General features: G+C 39.2%; 17 protein-coding genes and 2 pseudogenes. 14 read left to right on the top strand and 5 right to left on the bottom strand.

Going from position 1 to position 16545, the window contains the following annotated elements; all coding sequences use genetic code 11:
• Positions 1-294: 294 nt before the first annotated feature.
• The 3 genes and pseudogenes from H4J46_RS17295 to H4J46_RS12085 form a co-directional block, all read left to right on the top strand.
• Positions 295-690: pseudogene (locus H4J46_RS17295) on the top strand (PAS domain S-box protein); the annotation flags it as partial.
• Positions 691-711: 21 nt separating this feature from the next.
• Positions 712-945: a hypothetical protein gene (locus tag H4J46_RS17290; protein WP_259365878.1), complete on the top strand. Its 234-nt coding sequence runs from the start codon at positions 712-714 to the stop codon at positions 943-945.
• Between the two features lie 44 nt (positions 946-989).
• On the top strand, positions 990-1403 hold the full coding sequence (locus H4J46_RS12085) for a VOC family protein (protein ID WP_182233755.1): 414 nt from the start codon (positions 990-992) through the stop codon (positions 1401-1403).
• A 429-nt stretch (positions 1404-1832) separates the two neighbouring features.
• Here H4J46_RS12085 and metJ read toward each other — a convergent pair whose 3' ends face one another.
• Positions 1833-2165: a met regulon transcriptional regulator MetJ gene (gene metJ, locus H4J46_RS12080; protein ID WP_182233754.1), complete on the bottom strand. Its 333-nt coding sequence runs from the start codon at positions 2163-2165 to the stop codon at positions 1833-1835.
• A gap of 233 nt (positions 2166-2398) precedes the next feature.
• Between metJ and metB the strand changes: the two genes are divergently transcribed.
• Both metB and metL read left to right on the top strand, forming a co-directional pair.
• Positions 2399-3556 (top strand): cystathionine gamma-synthase, encoded by a 1158-nt coding sequence (gene metB / locus H4J46_RS12075; RefSeq protein ID WP_182233753.1) that lies wholly within the window; start codon positions 2399-2401, stop codon positions 3554-3556.
• Positions 3557-3637: 81 nt separating this feature from the next.
• Entirely contained in the window at positions 3638-6169 is a 2532-nt protein-coding gene (gene metL / locus H4J46_RS12070; RefSeq protein WP_182233752.1) for a bifunctional aspartate kinase/homoserine dehydrogenase II, read from the top strand.
• Between the two features lie 191 nt (positions 6170-6360).
• Here the strand turns inward: metL and H4J46_RS12065 are convergent, their stop codons facing one another.
• Entirely contained in the window at positions 6361-7005 is a 645-nt protein-coding gene (locus tag H4J46_RS12065; RefSeq protein WP_259365825.1) for a TorF family putative porin, read from the bottom strand.
• 361 nt (positions 7006-7366) lie between these two features.
• Between H4J46_RS12065 and rpe the strand changes: the two genes are divergently transcribed.
• On the top strand, positions 7367-8038 hold the full coding sequence (gene rpe / locus H4J46_RS12060; RefSeq protein WP_182233751.1) for a ribulose-phosphate 3-epimerase: 672 nt from the start codon (positions 7367-7369) through the stop codon (positions 8036-8038).
• A 62-nt stretch (positions 8039-8100) separates the two neighbouring features.
• Positions 8101-9105 (top strand): tryptophan--tRNA ligase, encoded by a 1005-nt coding sequence (gene trpS / locus H4J46_RS12055; RefSeq protein WP_182233750.1) that lies wholly within the window; start codon positions 8101-8103, stop codon positions 9103-9105.
• A gap of 142 nt (positions 9106-9247) precedes the next feature.
• Here the strand turns inward: trpS and H4J46_RS12050 are convergent, their stop codons facing one another.
• On the bottom strand, positions 9248-10216 hold the full coding sequence (locus H4J46_RS12050; protein WP_182233749.1) for an FHA domain-containing protein: 969 nt from the start codon (positions 10214-10216) through the stop codon (positions 9248-9250).
• On the bottom strand, positions 10207-11460 hold the full coding sequence (locus H4J46_RS12045) for a serine protease (RefSeq protein ID WP_182233748.1): 1254 nt from the start codon (positions 11458-11460) through the stop codon (positions 10207-10209). Before H4J46_RS12045 ends, H4J46_RS12050 begins: the two co-directional genes overlap by 10 nt.
• A gap of 542 nt (positions 11461-12002) precedes the next feature.
• Here H4J46_RS12045 and H4J46_RS12040 point away from each other — a divergent pair.
• The 5 genes and pseudogenes from H4J46_RS12040 (at position 12003) to H4J46_RS12020 (ending at position 13690) form a co-directional block, all read left to right on the top strand.
• Positions 12003-12233, top strand: a complete 231-nt coding sequence (locus tag H4J46_RS12040; protein ID WP_182233747.1) for a FeoA family protein — start codon at positions 12003-12005, stop codon at positions 12231-12233.
• Positions 12230-12370, top strand: a complete 141-nt coding sequence (locus H4J46_RS17530; protein WP_310650246.1) for a hypothetical protein — start codon at positions 12230-12232, stop codon at positions 12368-12370. Before H4J46_RS12040 ends, H4J46_RS17530 begins: the two co-directional genes overlap by 4 nt.
• Positions 12301-12663: pseudogene (locus tag H4J46_RS12030) on the top strand (FeoB small GTPase domain-containing protein). The gene H4J46_RS17530 and the pseudogene H4J46_RS12030 overlap by 70 nt, the downstream one beginning before the upstream one ends.
• Positions 12664-12806: 143 nt before the next feature.
• Entirely contained in the window at positions 12807-12998 is a 192-nt protein-coding gene (locus H4J46_RS12025; RefSeq protein WP_259365824.1) for a nucleoside recognition domain-containing protein, read from the top strand.
• Positions 12999-13297: 299 nt separating this feature from the next.
• A complete protein-coding gene (locus H4J46_RS12020; protein WP_182233746.1) occupies positions 13298-13690 on the top strand; it encodes an MmcQ/YjbR family DNA-binding protein in 393 nt (130 codons plus the stop codon).
• Between the two features lie 300 nt (positions 13691-13990).
• Here the strand turns inward: H4J46_RS12020 and H4J46_RS12015 are convergent, their stop codons facing one another.
• The gene (locus H4J46_RS12015) at positions 13991-14878 is read right to left on the bottom strand and encodes a LysR substrate-binding domain-containing protein (protein ID WP_182233745.1); all 888 of its coding nucleotides are present in this window, start codon (positions 14876-14878) and stop codon (positions 13991-13993) included.
• Positions 14879-15008: 130 nt separating this feature from the next.
• Here H4J46_RS12015 and H4J46_RS12010 point away from each other — a divergent pair, with 130 nt between their 5' ends.
• Together H4J46_RS12010 and H4J46_RS12005 are read left to right on the top strand one after the other, a co-directional pair.
• Positions 15009-15467 (top strand): DoxX family protein, encoded by a 459-nt coding sequence (locus tag H4J46_RS12010; protein ID WP_182233744.1) that lies wholly within the window; start codon positions 15009-15011, stop codon positions 15465-15467.
• A 72-nt stretch (positions 15468-15539) separates the two neighbouring features.
• Positions 15540-16490, top strand: a complete 951-nt coding sequence (locus H4J46_RS12005) for a glutathione S-transferase family protein (protein WP_182233743.1) — start codon at positions 15540-15542, stop codon at positions 16488-16490.
• The last annotated feature ends 55 nt before the right edge of the window (positions 16491-16545 follow it).

Raw genomic sequence — 16545 nt, 5'->3', positions numbered from 1 at the left:
TTAAGTAATGCAGTTTTAAACTGATAATCAAATAGAAGGGAAGCTTATAGCTTCCCTTTCTTTTTGGGCTCTCTTAAATTCAACTTTTAACTTAGGTACCGCCGACATCAAACATTGCTAATAAATTGATAACAGTGAATGTGATTGGCAAAATTTGCTACCGTCGTTAAAAAATTGCCACTATCAAGGCTGTTGCCAATATAGCCACGCTATATCGTGGCTTAAGATTAACCTCGATATTTAGCGTAAATAACAGAGTTTATTTGCACCTAGTAAGTCACTTTAGGAATATTAATGGATAAAGAAATTAAAGCCTATCTCGCCGATTCTGAACTATTACTAAACTCCATAGGTGAAGGTATTTACGGTTCAGATACACAAGGGCGGGCTATTTTTATTAACCCGACTGCAGAAGCCATGACCGGCTGGTCTTACGCTGAACTATTGGGACAAAATATTCATTAGTTTCATCATCATAGTTATAGCAATGGTGAGCCTTATCCTGCTTGTGAATGTAAAATATTCAATACCGCGCTTGATGGTATTTCTCGACAGGTTAGTAGTGAGGTTTTTTGGCGTAAAGATGGCAGTAACTTCCCTGTTGAGTACACAACACGAGCGGTTTATAAAAATAACCATATTATTGGTGCTGTTGCGGTATTTCGTGATGTTAGTCAGCAACAACAAATTGAGTTGGCACTGCGCAGTGCCTTGGAAAATGTACAATCGCTTACTGAGCAACTTCAGGCTGAAAATACCGATCTACAGAACGAGTTAGCGCAAGAGTGGTCGTCTGCTGGCTTGGTGGGTAGAAGCCCAATAATCACCAAAATGTTGTCGCAGGTAGAGCTAGTGGCTAGTTATGGTGAAAAAAGACCTCTAGGTGAGGTTTTTTTAATTAAATCATGCAAAGTTCATTACGGAGAAAAAAATACGTTAAAATAGCGTTACTTGGACGATGAGTAATGAAAATGAATAGAGAACAAAGCATGACTAAAACGATCAAACAAAGCATATCAAATATTGCCCTCGTGGTTGAAGACTACGATGATGCGATTGCATTTTATAGCAAAAAATTAAACTTTCAGCTTATTGAAGATACTGACTTAGGCGGTGGAAAACGTTGGGTACAAATATCACCACCAAATTCAAATGGCACCAACATACTGCTTGCTAAAGCCAGTAACGACGAGCAAAGTCAATCAGTGGGTAATCAAGCGGGCGGACGAGTATTTTTATTTCTGCAAACCAATGACTTTTGGCGCGACTATCAACAGATGAAAAGCCAAGGTGTCGAGTTTAACGAAGAGCCGCGTGTGGAAGAATATGGCACGGTTGTCGTGTTTAAAGATTTATATGGTACTAAGTGGGATTTATTGCAGTTGCATGATGCGACTGGGTAGATTCATAGCTATCAGTTATCAGCCGTCAGTCATGAGTTAATTTAGCTGCTTAGTTAAATTCGATGATATTCAAGTTCAGTTATTAAGCTTTTTAATTTGTGGCAACGATGAGAAATTAAGTTTAAGTAAATCAAGATGATGTAAAGGTGGATGAGGCCATATGAGTGACGGGCATAATTTTACTTTATTTAAACGATGCTGACTTTGTTGGCAGCACTCTCAATGCAAACTAAAGCAATATCGTCCAAGTTTGATGTATATTCAAATAATTCTGATGAACAAAAATAATTATTTTTTGATCTTTAGCCACATACTACAGGAGTCATCCCGCTTTATATTTCAAAGCAACTCTTGCTAATCACCTATATTTTCAGCAATAAACAAGGCGCTAATCAGCGCCTTGTTTATTTGCTTGTTGTACTACTGGTTTTAATCTTCTAATTCCGCTTCGTGTTCACTAAAGTCAGTTATACCTTTTGCTGCCAAAGCCCGACGAACACTCGCGGGTAATTTTTGTGTGTTGTCTTTAGCCAAGTCACTATCATCAGGTAATGGTTGGCCAGTAAAAGCGTGTAAAAACGCTTCACATAACAGCTCACTGTTGGTGGCATGACGCAAGTTATTCACTTGGCGACGTGTACGTTCATCAGTGAGCACTTTTAACACACGTAAAGGGATAGACACGGTGATCTTTTTGACTTGTTCACTTTTCTTCCCGTGTTCGGCGTATGGGTTAATATACTCGCCATTCCACTCTGCCATGAATATTCCTCTATGCTAATTAATTGAGATAAATTTATCGTTGTTAAACCGGTCTGGTAGGCCAGTTTGTGATAAATTTATTCTTACTACTTGATTTTACTGGTTGTGGGGCGTGAGTCAATAACGAATGTGTAGAAGTTTAGAAGTCTAAAGTACTTGACCGCAAGCTTTAAAGCATTTAGATTGATAGACGTCCAAACATCTATAAAGAAAATATTTTTACCGGAGTACACATGAGCGAGAAAAAAATTGCCACTACCGCTGTTCGAGCAGGTATTAATAGCGACCAACACCATGGCGCTGTTATTCCAGCTCTTCATCTTTCAAGCACCTATGCACTGAAAGGTTTTAACAACAAGCGTCAGTTTGATTATTCACGCACTGGTAATCCAACTCGCGCTACGTTTGCCCAAGCTATTACAGATTTAGAAAAGGGTGCCGTTGGCATTGTGACAAATACCGGCATGTCAGCGGTGCATCTTATTTGCCAATTACTCAATACACAAGACACAGTGGTTATTCCGCATGATTGCTATGGTGGAAGTTTTCGATTATTTACCCATCTTGCCAAACGGGGTCAGTTTACTCTCGTGGTGGTTGATCAAAACGATCAACAAGCCTTAGCCCAAGCCTTAGCAACAAAACCTAAATTAGTGTTAGTTGAATCACCGAGTAATCCATTGTTACGCTTAGTTGATATTGCTGCTATTACCAAAAAAGCCCATCAAGTTGGCGCATTAGTGGCGGTTGATAACACCTTTATGTCGCCGGTATTGCAGCAACCCTTATTATTAGGTGCAGATATTGTTTTTCACTCCACCACTAAATACATTAATGGTCATAGCGACGTAGTAGGCGGTGTGCTAGTCACCAAAGAACAAGCTTTAGGTGAAAAACTAGCTTGGTGGGCAAACTGCATTGGTATTACGGGTTCAGCTTTCGATAGCTTTTTAGCTTTACGTGGCTTAAAAACTTTGCCAATACGGATGAAGCAGCATCAAATTAATGCCAATGCTGTGGCAAAATTTTTGCAACAGCATTCAGCTATTCAACAGGTTTATTTTCCGGGTTTAGCTAGCCATCCGCAACATGAATTAGCTAAAAAACAGCAGTATGATTTTGGCGCTATGATGAGTTTTGAGATTAAAGGCGGCGTTGAAGCCGTCAAAATACTGTTTGATAAACTTGAACTGTTCACCCTGGCACAATCACTTGGTGGTGTTGAGAGTTTAATCTGTCATCCGTCAACCATGACCCATGCTGGGATGGAAATTGAAGCACAACTTACCGCCGGTATTACCCAGTCATTAGTGCGACTTTCTGTTGGTATTGAAGATATTGACGATATACTGGCCGACCTATCTCAGGCGCTCGATGCCAGCCAAGCTTAAAGCAGTTACTTATAATCTTAAGCGTTATATATAAATAATTTAAAGGCGGTATGACAAGGCTGTCATACCTGTGGTAGTAAAATGATCGATTCAAATACAGCGGTAAAGCTTAGCTCTGCAAAAAATCACTTGGCAAAAGTTGCCTGTAATGTCCATAAATTTGGTGGCAGTAGTCTAGCAACCAGTGCTTGTGTGGAACGTGTGGTGGATATTATTCGGCAGCATTGCCAGCTCAATGACATTATTGTGGTATCTGCCAATGGCAATACCACAGATGCATTATTTAATATTTATCAACTCGCGGTTGAGCTTCAGGAAATAACTTCCCTTAACACTGAGCAAGTGAGCAAGAGTCATGACGTAAAAACCTTGCGTGAGCATTTAGGGGTAACTATTACTGCACTTGATGCGACGCAAGCTCAGTTAATTGATCAACTCTTAAATGTCAGTAGTGCTGCTAGACTAAAAAGTTTACTGAAGCAGGATGTTGCACAAATAACAGAAAATTTACTCAGTGATCCGCTGAGTGATCCCCTTAGTGATCTATTTAGTTATCAAAATGATTTATTGGCCTTTGGTGAGATTTGGTCAGCACGATTATTATCTGCGGTATTGAGTGAAAGTGTGTGTCCAAGTTATATGTTGGATGCCAGAGACTTTCTTTTACTAAAAGATGAAAAAAATTGTGCCGTTGACTATAGCGTGAGCCAAGAAAACTTTTTACCGCTTCAACAACAAGACCAACTGGTGATCGTTACTGGTTATATTGCGCGTAATCAACAGCAACAAGCTTGCACGTTAGGGCGCAATGGTAGTGATTACTCAGCAACTATAATGGCGGCACTGTTAGGCGCGGGCAATGTAACGCTTTGGACTGACGTTGATGGTATTTATAGTGCTGACCCAAGGCTTGTACCCTTAGCGAGAAAATTACACCGTTTACCTAATGCGGTTGCCAATGAACTTGGCCGTTTGGGTAACCCAGTATTACATGCCAAAACCTTAAAGCCATTAACCAACCATAATACCCATTTACATGTTGCCAGTAGTTTTGCACCAGAGGTTAGCGGCACTGAAATAGGCAAGTTTGGCCAAATAGCGAAACAAGAACTTTCAGTCACCAGTTTAAACGATTTAATATTAGCGAAATCAAGCAGCTTTTTAGCTAAGTCTGGTGAATTAGCGGTAAGTGAATTTTCACCGATTTGCTACAATATTGACGAAGGTTATATAGTCGTCACGCAGGCCCAACAAAAGGCGGTCAGCCAATGGCTAGCCAGTCATGACACCGAAGTGACCTTTAGGCCGGTAGCAATTATTGCCATTGTTGGTCATAGTGTGGCGAAACAAGGCGATATGCGCGCTAGATTTAAAAGAGCGCTTAAGCATCAACAAAGCTTACATTTTTTACATGCCTTTAATGAACACAGTTATATTGCGATTTTACCTGAGCCATGCTCGAGTGAAATACTCAATAATGTTCACGCGGATATGACCAAAGACGCGAAAAATATTGCCCTTGTTGTCGCCGGATTAGGTAATATTGGCCAACGATTTTTAACCCTGTTACCCAAGCAAATAGCGCGTGTTCCAGGTTTAGACAATGTACATTTAGTCGCCTTAGTGGGTGCCAGTAAAGCCTTAATAAATACCGATGGCATCGATGTCGCTAATGCTTTGTTACATTATCAACAACAAGCGCAGCCCTACGACAGTAAGCAACTGTTAACTTGGTTGACTAATCACCCTTATGACGAGTTGATTGTTGTTGATATTACACCCAGCGAAGACTTTAGTCAGTTGTATGAAGAATTTTTTTCCCGTGGCATTCATGTTATTGGCGCCAATAAGTGGGCGGCATCTTCAAGTACTGAAAATTATCAGCAATTGCTTAAAACAGCAGAAAAAAATAATAGCTTATGGCTGGGTAATACCACGGTTGGTGCTGGGTTGCCTATTAACTCAAGCATTAAAGAGTTGATCAATAGCGGTGATAAAATAACAGAAATTTCGGGTATATTCTCGGGCACTTTATCCTGGCTATTTCAATTTTACGATGGTACAACGCCATTTTCGGCGCTGTTGTCGAATGCCTTAACGCAAGGGTTGACTGAACCGGATCCGCGAGAAGATTTATCAGGGCGAGACGTACAGCGTAAATTATTAATTTTAGCACGTGCCGCAGGTTTTGAATTGTCCTTAGCTGATATTGACTGTCAGAATTTAGTGCCAGAGTTATTACGAGATATTAGCTTAGAGGAGTTTCTGCAACGAACATCTGAACTTGATGAGTTGTTTTTATTGCGCTTACAGCAAGCACAGGAAAAAGCCTGTGGCATTCGTTATGTTGCTCGGTTTATCAGTGATAATGGTCAAGTGAGTGCGAAAGTTAGTTTGGAAGAATTAAGCTATAACGACGCGTTTGCACAATTAACCCCATGTGATAATATTTTTCAAATTAAAAGCGAGTGGTATCAAGAAAATGCGCTGATTATTCGTGGTCCAGGTGCTGGACGTGATGTCACTGCGGGTGGTATTCATGCTGATTTAGTCATTAGTTGCCAGCAGCTAAATCATCGTCAGCAGCAAGTTAAAATCAAAGGTTTAAATTAAATTTTTTTGCTGGTAGGAAGTTATGCCAAGGGGAAATAAATAGCGTTACCAGGAAGGTTAAGTAAAGCTTTGGTGCGATATTTTATAATAAAAGTATCGCACCAAATTCACCAGGAAATTAATTAACCTGTGTTTTATTAGCCATCAAAAAAGTGTTGTTCTTGTTTTGTTAGCTGTTAATAAGCGATTACTTAGAAAGATGTACCTATGCTAAATACTAGGTTTTCGTCACTTTCAGTACCCGATAGTTCTTTTGAATTAGCCACAAGAGCAATACCCACGTCGAAACCTGAAACTGCTGTACTGTAACCCGCTTCTAGGTAATCGCCATCAAAATCGTCACCCCAAGTGCCGTAAGTGGCGTAAAATCCTTTATGTTCAACCGTTGCAGATAAGAAGTCATAGTCTTGGTTTGTAGCACCTTCAACCTCCCACTCACCGACATTATAAGAAAGTGAAAACATGCCGTAGCTTAAGCCTAAGTTTACTTCATTATAAGAAGTATCAAAATCACCCGTGTATTGGTAAGTCGTAAAGCCAAGGCTATAGCTTATACCACCGTCGAGTTCGCCACCGTAACCGCCATAAACGTCTACTTCTAAACCCTCTTGCACGTCAGCTGCCCAAGTGCCAATATAAAAGCCACTGTTTTCATAATCAACACCAGCACTAGCTGAGGCAGTGTCTGTTTGTACTACACCACGGAAAATATATTGTGATACCGCGCCAACATTGGCACTTAAGCCTTCTATGCCAGTAGCAGATGCTGACGTTGCTGTAAGTACAGAAGTTGTTAATATCATCGCAATTGATAGAGAGGTCATTGTTTTGTTCATATTTTATTCCACTAAGTTTTTATAATTACTAAGGACACTGCAAAGACAGTGCCTATTTAATTAATTTTTTATAAAGTCTTTATTTTCAGTTAGTTAGTAATTTTATTAAGGTGTTTCTTGTTTTAGCCAATTGGCCACTTTGTACAGGCTTGGTGCAAAAAAAAGACTAATGTACAAAAAAGGTGCACAGCATTGCTCACAATAACCACCAGTATTGAGCTCAATATTGCGTCATGAGCCAAAACTTTAGCGTTAATCTAGCTGTTATTATTGCTTTTAATATCGATTTTTGTGTGGGTTCTCAGTCGCAAAATCACGATAATTGAGGTAAAGTAGCAAAAATTTTTTTAAGGTTATCATTATGTCTAATTTTTTAATTGCTCCCTCAGTTTTATCGGCAGACTTTGCTCGTTTGGGTGAAGACGTTGCTAATGTACTCAGCGCTGGTGCTGATGTAATTCATTTTGATGTAATGGACAATCATTTTGTGCCAAACCTGACCTTTGGTCCAATGATATGTAAGTCATTACGAGATTACGGTATTACTGCGCCGATTGATGTGCATTTGATGGTAAAACCCGTTGATCGCCTTATTCCTGACTTTGCCAAAGCGGGCGCTGATATTATTACCTTTCATCCAGAAGCGAGCGATCATATTGATAGAACTTTGCAGTTGATTAAAGATCACGGCTGTAAAGCAGGTTTAGTGTTAAACCCAGCAACGCCACTGCATGTTTTAGATTTTGTTATGGATAAGCTCGACGTTATTTTATTAATGTCAGTTAATCCTGGTTTTGGTGGCCAATCTTTTATTCCTACCACCTTAGATAAGTTACGTTTAGTACGTGAAAAAATTGCTGCCAGTGGTTACGACATCCGCTTGCAAGTTGACGGTGGTGTTAAAGTTGACAATATTGCTGAAATAGCCAAAGCGGGGGCTGACATGTTTGTTGCGGGCTCAGCTATTTTCTCCAAGCCAGATTACAAAGTCGCGATTGATGAAATGCGTGTAGAACTTGCAAAAGTAAAATAAAAAATTATTGATTAAAACACGATTAAACTACATTGACATTAAGAAAAGTTGAAGGATAAAAAATGAGCAAACCTATTGTATTAAGTGGCTGTCAGCCATCGGGCGAGTTAACTATTGGTAATTACCTTGGCGCGTTAAAGCAATGGGTGGACATGCAAGATAGCCACGAATGTTATTATATGCTGGTTGATCAACATGCGATTACGGTGCGCCCTAAACCTGAAGATTTACGTAAAGCAACCTTAGATGGTTTAGCTTTGTATTTAGCTTGTGGTGTTGACCCAGAAAAAAGCACCATTTTTATTCAGTCGCATGTGCCGGAACACGCGCAATTGAGTTGGGTATTAAATTGCTACACCCAAATGGGTGAGTTAAACCGAATGACGCAATACAAAGATAAGTCAGCAAAGTCTGAAGCTAATATGAACTCAGGTTTATTTACTTATCCGGTATTAATGGCGGCAGATATTTTATTGTATGGCGCGAACAAAGTGCCGGTTGGTGATGACCAAAAGCAACATTTAGAATTAGCCCGCGATATAGCAACTCGATTTAATAATCTACATGGTGAAACCTTTAAAGTACCAGAGCCTTATATTCCAGAATTTGGCGCCCGGGTGATGAGTTTATTAGAGCCCACTAAAAAAATGTCAAAGTCTGATACTAACCCGGGTAATTTTATTGGTTTATTAGAAGACACCAAGAAAATTACCAAGAAAATTAAACGTGCAGTAACTGACTCGGACGAGCAAGCGAATATCTATTTTGACATAGCTGAAAAACCAGGTGTGTCAAACTTGTTATCACTTTTATCGTGCACAACCGGTAAATCAGTGGCTGAACTTGTCCCTGAATATGAAGATAAAATGTATGGTCATTTAAAAGGTGATGTAGCTGAAGCCGTGGTTGCTTTATTAGCGCCCATTCAAGCGCGTTATCATCAATTTCGTAATGACCAAGCTTATCTGGATGAAGTCATGCGCAAAGGTGCTGAAAAAGCCTCTGCGCGTGCGAGTAAATTGCTTGCGGAGGTTTATCAGGCGGTTGGTTTTATCGCTAAGCCTTAATCTCTGCACTACTCATGCTGATGCGTTATTAAACTAGTAATTAAGTCAGACATAAAAAAGCCGTCGTATTTACGACGGCTTTTTAGTTTTTATTTTTCAATGCAGTCTTAAGCCTGTTTAAGTATTTAGGGCTGAATGAACGCTACTCTTTATTATCTTCAGCCGCCTTTTTCGTTACTTTTTCAAATAATTTAGCACTGTCACTGACAAAGCTTTCAACATCACTGCTCGGTGTAAACAAGAAGGCTGGCGACATTATTGTGGTGTCAAACCGCGGTCGAGGATTAAAGTCGGGTTGTTTACTTAATTGGACGATAAAACTACCGCCAAATAACAACAATACCAAACATAAAGACACGAAACTTCTGCGTTTTAATGTCATATGAAAGCCAACGTAACAGTTGAGCCAAAACAAACAAAACGCCAATAACAAAGGAATAATGGCGAGTAGCGATAACATTGAAGCGTTGCTTGAGGTATTAAAGTGCACAATGTTTTCAAAAATATCACTGAGCCACATTAAGTTAAAGAAGATAAAGCTAATGCCCATTTGGGTCCAAAAACGGCCATCGTGTTTGGTTAAATGCGACACTAAAGCAATACCTGCTGGCCATAAGGCAAAACCTAGCGTTAAGCCAATAGTTGGCACGAGTATTTGCGTTAAGCTAACTTCGTTAACATTGTTTAAATTAATAATCCAACCGCCAATAAAGGCAAATAAGGTTATGCTTAACGCCAGTACCATAGGGTGACGTGCTAAGTTAATTAAGCCTTCAAATGGACTAATCGCGATACTTTCTGAAACCGGATGGCTGGGAAAGACAAAACGAACTTGGCTTTTTCCAATAGTGATAATGTCGCCAGAACGTACTTGGTGTTGAATAACGTTGTCTTTACTGTCTTCAAGGTAACTGCCATTAATTGAACCTTGATCATTGACTAGCCAATGTTCACCATTAAAACGCAGTTGCAGGTGATCAGCGCAAACGTGAGGGTCACTAATGATAATATCGTTATCGTAACCGCGGCCAATGGTAATGTTATTTGAGGCAAACTTGTGGCGGCTTAATAATTTATGGCCATGACTGATTTCTTCAATAATTATTTCCATGAAACCGACTCCATAAATTTAGCTAGAAAGGCTAATGAGGTTTCTTGTGCAACACCTGAAATCGTAAAATGGCTGAGCAATGCGTATTGTTCGTGATCTACCGAGATGGCAATGTAGAGCACATCGTAAAGTGCGGGGAAGTCTTTATAAGCGCGGGTACAAAACACCGCTTTATTCTTCATATTACTGCTGTTGGGCATAACAATGTCATGGTGGCATTGATATTCAGTGACATCATCTTTACCCGCTTTATTACCTGGCGCGGCTTGGTTTAACTGACGTTCAAAAATATGGTAAAACTTAGTGCTACTAATTTTATCTGATTCCATGTAGCGATATTCCATTTCTAACGAACTGGTAAAAAAGTCAGAAGAAATGTAAGTGTTCTCATCTAGGTCACAATTAGCAACAGCCGCCATAATTTGTGCGTCGGTTTTATCTGAGTTGGATTCACCCCAACAACGTACAAAAGGCACGTCAATGGTTGGAATTAAGCCTTGTCCTAACTGTTTTAGTTGCCAATCACTGTTCAGTATTGTGGTGATTAACTTTTCTTGATTTTGCATAAGTTGTGCAGCCATTTGCTGCTCAATACTTTTTGGTGGCTTATTTTTATAGGCCAGATAAAGCTCAAGTAGCTTATCGTGCGGTACTAAAAAGCCAATTTGATTACCCGAAGTAGCGACATTAATACCAACAACTTCGGTATTTTTGTTAACCACTGGGCCGCCGCTCATACCTGAGTTAACCGAGCCAGTAAAATGAATGCGGTCATTAAATGATTCCTTTTTTAAACCATTATAAGTGCCGGGCACAACTATCATGCCTAAATCATGCGGATTGCCTAATGAATACAGTTCTTCACCTTTAGTTGGGGCTTGTTGGGCAAGCTGAAAAAAGGGCATTTTAGCCGTGACTTCACGTTGTACTATGGCTAGGTCATTAATGACATCAACACTTTTTAAGGTTAATGGAGCTTGGTTACCTTGGTTGTCTAAATATTCAATGTTGTATTTATTGGGATGACGTGCAAAACCGGAAATAACATGATAATTAGTGGCAATAAGGCCACTGCTGCTAATTTGAAAACCCGAACCAATGGATGATTTTTCACCACTGGCTTTGTCAATTAAGCGAATTTGATAAAGTGATGGGGCCAGTTGTTTAAAAATTTCTTCGGCCTGCTCAGCTGCGAAACTTAATGCACTAAAGCACATAAGTAGCAGAGCAAAAATAGCTTTCATTGCATATCCTTTTGTATTGTTACTTTGGGAGCTGTTTGATATTTAGGCAAAGCAGATCTTGTCTGACTACCATTGTGCCAGTGTAATCAAATTTGTCATCTTTTATCCGATAATATGACTATTTTGCTTGATGCAATACGTTTAATGGGACAGAAAAAGCCATGATGAATAGCCAAATTAATTTGTGCTATCTGAATGCCCACTTAATACCTACAGAAGCTTATGAAACTAATAGGTGTCTATTTAAGTAATAACAGCGTTAGATTATGCGTTTATCACAGGTATTAACTTTGTGAGCTTGTTGTCTGCAGATAAGGCACATAAAATCCTATTGTTATTGTTCCAGATTAAGCACAAGTGCCGAAATATTTGTCGGTAATATACTCTCAATCACCGCAGCAGGTTATTGTGATGGATAGCCAAATTGCCGTGTTGTGTTTTAACTAACATAAGTGGCTAATAATTTAATGAAAGCGGTATCAGATCAAGCTACCGTTAAAACGTTTATTTAATATCTTGTTATCATTTAGGTGTGGGTGACTATGACCTTATACGAATTACCCCTTAATCAGCCAGCTCATATCAGTTATTTACCGGCAAACTTCGCTTTAAGTGCGCAGTTAATTGCACAGGACTTCGCATTGAAAAGTGAAATATCATTAGCCCATAAAGCGCCTTTTAACGGTCCACTTACCTTTCATTTGCATGGCACAAAAATATGCCTGTCAGCGAGCATTGCCAAGCAAATTAACATTGAGTTATTAAGCAAATGATCGAAAAAAATATTGTACTGGTCGGTTTTGCTAATTCAGGAAAAGCACACTTTTTAATGCATTGGCGGTGGCAAAACAGAAAACAGGTAACTGGACAGGTGTCACGGTTGCCGCCAAACAGCAGTAATGTCAGCTAAATCAAAAACTGACATTACTATCTGATTTATCTGGCATTAGCTCTTTAGCGCAGCGAAGTCAGCAAAGTAAAAATCTGTCGGTTACTCATGACTTTATTAAGCAAAATCCCATTGATTGTTTAATTAATGTGATTGACGCCACACAACTTAAGCGCCAGCTGTATTTAACTACACCGCTACTTGAGCTTGGTTTACCTATGATAGTGGTGCTAAATAAATCAGATCGTAAAGAAGCCGCTAATATAGATCTGCAAAAATTATCTGCTCAGTTAGGTTGCCCAGTAGTCACTTAAAATAGTGTTGGAAAACATGCTGGCAAAAAAATCACCGCCGCATTACAAAATATTCCTAGCTCAAGCGTCGTTAGGCATTTATTGACCCTGCCCGAAGCATTAGCTGCTTACTCAGGCATGCCACTTGAATTAGAGCGCCAAGCTTGCGGCAACACATCATGCAAGCCGCTTTTGCGGGTAAAATTGGCGCATTTTTTTATTTGCTTTTTATTTTACTTTATACACCATGCGCGGCAGAAATGGGGGCAATTAAAAATGAAGTGGGTACTCGTTGGGCAATTTTTGCTGCATTATGGAGTTTTACGTTAGCCTACTTATCGGCAGCAGCATGTTAACAACTTACGGTGTTTTCATCACAACCTGTTCACTTGTTCATCAGTATTGTTGTGATCATAGCAGTATTTTTTAGCATATATTACGCTTTAAAATGAGCAGGTAAAAACATTCTTACCATACCTGCGTTGGTTTCTTATCGTTAACACTCAGGTCTTTAATTATCGTTAAGTCATCAATTCGTCTGATATAGCACCTGATAACGCTATCTTTGAACAACACAGCGTTATTTATCTTGTCGAACATTACTAAACAGCTTAGGCTATATTTAATCTTAGTTGTAAAAAGCAGTATTGAAAATATGGATAACATACAAGCAAAGCGTTATTTACTGAATAAAACTGAAACTATTGAATATACTCCATTTGGTCCTGATGTGAGTGTTTTTAAAGTAAAGCATAAAATGTATGCGACATTATCGTTAGGCAAAGGTAATGAAAAAGGCACTAATGGTAAAATGGCAGGACATTATTGTATCAACTTAAAATGTGACCCTGAGGAAGCGGTCATGCTACGTGATGTTTTTGCTGCGGTTATACCAGGCTACCATATGAACAAAACGCAATGGAATACGGTCATTTTAGATGGTTCAATTCCACAAGGTGAAGTTGAACGCATGATTGATAACTCATACATGCTAGTAGTAAGCAAGATGCCCAAGCAAGACCAGCAGTCGCTTCTAATGCCTTTATAAAATTAATATTAGCACTAAAAAAGCACCAAACTGACGAATGCTGACTGCCAACCTGAACTATTAAATTGATGGCCTTAAATCTAGCCAGGACTAACGCTATTAGTCCTGGCTCCAAAACCCCAACCCAAAATAACAAACGCCATGGTATTGAACTTACAGACTCGTCTGCAATAACTGATATCCATTGAATTTGTATACCATTTGCTGAATTGTTAATGTGGCATTCACATTATTTTCTGTACTGTTGAGTGTCTCCATCGTAAGTATCAGCATTTGTGCTGTTAATGCTTAACACTAGTCTTAATGCCTTGATAAAATTGTTATTAACTTATTTAAGCCCTTGCCTTTGTTCGTTATTTTCCATGCCATAAATAAATCTTGAGGTGGACGTTCTTCAGCTAATTTGATCACAATAAGCTCGCCTGACTCAATGTGATTTTGGATCAGGTTTTTGGGTAAATAGCCAATACCGATTCCTGCAATAATAGCGGCAGTTTTGATGGCAATAGAGCTGACAAAAAAATGTTGGCTGCCTGCAATCATATTGACCGACCATGGAATTTGATGCTGTGCTGAGTCATGAACAACCACATTTCTATAGCCTGATAACTGTTCTGATTTAATTGGCTGCTTAATAAGTGATAACTCATGTGCTTTATTGACCACTAACACACTGTTTAACTCCGCTATTTTTATTGCACGGATACCTTTTTGATTAGGCACCGGTGCAGGGGCGCCAATCACCAAATCAACTCGGTCGTCAATTAACGCTTCCCAGGTGCCGTTCATAACCTGTTCTTGCACATCAATCTCAATGCTGTGATGTACAGCTAAAAAGCTTTCTATGCCATTAAAAACAGTTTTTATATCCATAATTGAATCACAAGCAAGACGAATTTTTGGCTCCCAGCCATTAGCAATGGTTTGCGTTTGCTCTGACAACGTATTGATCGCACTCAAAACTTTACGCCCCTCAGACAATAAATGCTTGCCTGCTGGCGTAAGAACAGCACGACGACCTTGACGCTGAAATAGTGTGACATTTAACTGTTCTTCAAGCTTCTGAACAATATAAGAAAGCGCTGAAGGCACTTTATTTAATTGCTCTGCTGCGCCCGCATAACTGCCACGAGTTTCAATGGCGTCTAATACAAGTAATGCTTCCAGGCTTATAGGTGGTTTCTTCATGTTGTTTAATCCAAATACTTAATTGTTCAAATTACTTGAACATAACAAACAAATACTAGGGGTTATTCAACAGCAATTCAACTTATACAATAGCTACATACTCAATTAACATCACTCAAAGGCATTTATCATGGCAATTACAAGTATCATTAATAACATCACTAAAACTGAGCAATCTTTATCACAGTTACCACTACGATTAATCGCAGGGCTTATTTTTAGCGCTCACGGTGCGCAAAAATTATTTGCTTGGTTTGGTGGTTATGGCCTAGACGGTACAGGCCAGTGGATGGAATCGATAGGGCTTACACCAGGATTTTTAATGGCATTGCTGGCCGGTAGTGCTGAATTTTTTGGTGGTTTGTTACTAATCGTTGGTTTTCTTACTAGACCGACAAGTTTTGTTTTAGCCGTTACCATGATAGTTGCCATTTTTAGTGTGCATATAACGAGTGGCTTATTTATCAGTAACAATGGCTATGAATTTGCTTTAGCGCTATTAGCTATGACTCTTGCCTTATTTATTCAAGGCGGCGGTAAATACTCAATAGATAACGCAGCTTATCGTCAGTTAAACAAAAATGCTTAACTGACGCTTACCATCTTTTATCACAGGCATTAGCGATGCTATTGGCTAAAGAAAAAAATTTAGGAGTTTATTATGGGATTAATTGTTAACGGTAAATGGGTCGACCAATGGTATGACACCAATAAAAGTAAAGGACAATTTGTTCGTCAAGATAGTCGTTTTAGAAGTCAAATTTCAGCCACAGAAAATAGTCAATTTAAACCCGAGGCAGGTCGTTATCATTTATATGTTTCATTGGCCTGTCCTTGGGCACATAGAACCCTAATATTTCGCCAATTAAAGCAACTCGAAGATGTTATTTCGGTCAGTGTTGTAGAAGCCGCTATGATGGAGAATGGTTGGGAGTTTGGTGAGGAAGGTGATCCGCTTTATCAGTTAAATTATGCCTACCAGTTATACTTAAAAGCAGATCCCAGTTACCAAGGCCGTGTTACTGTCCCTATTTTATGGGACAAAAAGACCCAAACTATTGTTAATAATGAATCAATTGAAATCATGAGAATGTTTAATTCAGCATTCAATGAATTAACGAGTAACGTCGATGATTACTACCCGCTTGCTCAAAGAGCAGCAATAGAAACCGTGAACGCCCGTATTTATGACAGCATTAATAATGGGGTTTATAAAGCAGGATTTGCCACCACACAAGTCGCTTATAATAATGCTTACCAGGCCTTGTTTGCTAGTTTGGACTGGTTAGAAGATCTTTTATCAACACAGCGTTATCTCGTGGGTGAAAACATGACTGAAGCTGATTGGCGTTTGTTTACTACCCTGATTCGTTTTGATGCGGTATATCATGGTCACTTTAAGTGTAATCGCGAAAAACTGATTGAGTTTCATCATATTAGTAATTATGTTAATGAGCTTTATCAAATGCCTGGTGTGAAAGGAACGGTTGATCTGGAATACACTAAAATCCATTACTACGCGAGTCATTTAACGATTAACCCTACTCGTATTGTCCCTTTAGGTGCGAGTCAACACTTTGATGCGCCACACGATAGAGACCGTCAATATTAAGAGCTAAAAAGTGTTAATCGTTTAACTAACAAATATAGCTTTATAGCGCTAAAAA

The sequence above is a fragment of the Colwellia sp. MB02u-6 genome (assembly GCF_014077095.1).
In the GTDB taxonomy this organism is placed as follows: Bacteria; Pseudomonadota; Gammaproteobacteria; order Enterobacterales; family Alteromonadaceae; genus Cognaticolwellia.
Note: the sequence above shows the minus strand (reverse complement) of the source record. Positions and strands in the feature narration are given on the sequence as shown.

Coding starts and splice junctions, on each gene's coding strand:
- H4J46_RS12040 (WP_182233747.1), top strand. CDS start 12,003: ATGACCTTATACGAATTACCCCTTAATCAGCCAGCTCATATCAGTTAT.
- H4J46_RS12045 (WP_182233748.1), bottom strand. CDS start 11,460: ATGAAAGCTATTTTTGCTCTGCTACTTATGTGCTTTAGTGCATTAAGT.
- H4J46_RS12085 (WP_182233755.1), top strand. CDS start 990: ATGACTAAAACGATCAAACAAAGCATATCAAATATTGCCCTCGTGGTT.
- H4J46_RS12020 (WP_182233746.1), top strand. CDS start 13,298: ATGGATAACATACAAGCAAAGCGTTATTTACTGAATAAAACTGAAACT.
- H4J46_RS12015 (WP_182233745.1), bottom strand. CDS start 14,878: ATGAAGAAACCACCTATAAGCCTGGAAGCATTACTTGTATTAGACGCC.
- H4J46_RS12010 (WP_182233744.1), top strand. CDS start 15,009: ATGGCAATTACAAGTATCATTAATAACATCACTAAAACTGAGCAATCT.
- rpe (WP_182233751.1), top strand. CDS start 7,367: ATGTCTAATTTTTTAATTGCTCCCTCAGTTTTATCGGCAGACTTTGCT.
- metB (WP_182233753.1), top strand. CDS start 2,399: ATGAGCGAGAAAAAAATTGCCACTACCGCTGTTCGAGCAGGTATTAAT.
- trpS (WP_182233750.1), top strand. CDS start 8,101: ATGAGCAAACCTATTGTATTAAGTGGCTGTCAGCCATCGGGCGAGTTA.
- H4J46_RS12050 (WP_182233749.1), bottom strand. CDS start 10,216: ATGGAAATAATTATTGAAGAAATCAGTCATGGCCATAAATTATTAAGC.
- H4J46_RS17530 (WP_310650246.1), top strand. CDS start 12,230: ATGATCGAAAAAAATATTGTACTGGTCGGTTTTGCTAATTCAGGAAAA.
- metJ (WP_182233754.1), bottom strand. CDS start 2,165: ATGGCAGAGTGGAATGGCGAGTATATTAACCCATACGCCGAACACGGG.
- H4J46_RS12065 (WP_259365825.1), bottom strand. CDS start 7,005: ATGAACAAAACAATGACCTCTCTATCAATTGCGATGATATTAACAACT.
- H4J46_RS12005 (WP_182233743.1), top strand. CDS start 15,540: ATGGGATTAATTGTTAACGGTAAATGGGTCGACCAATGGTATGACACC.
- metL (WP_182233752.1), top strand. CDS start 3,638: ATGATCGATTCAAATACAGCGGTAAAGCTTAGCTCTGCAAAAAATCAC.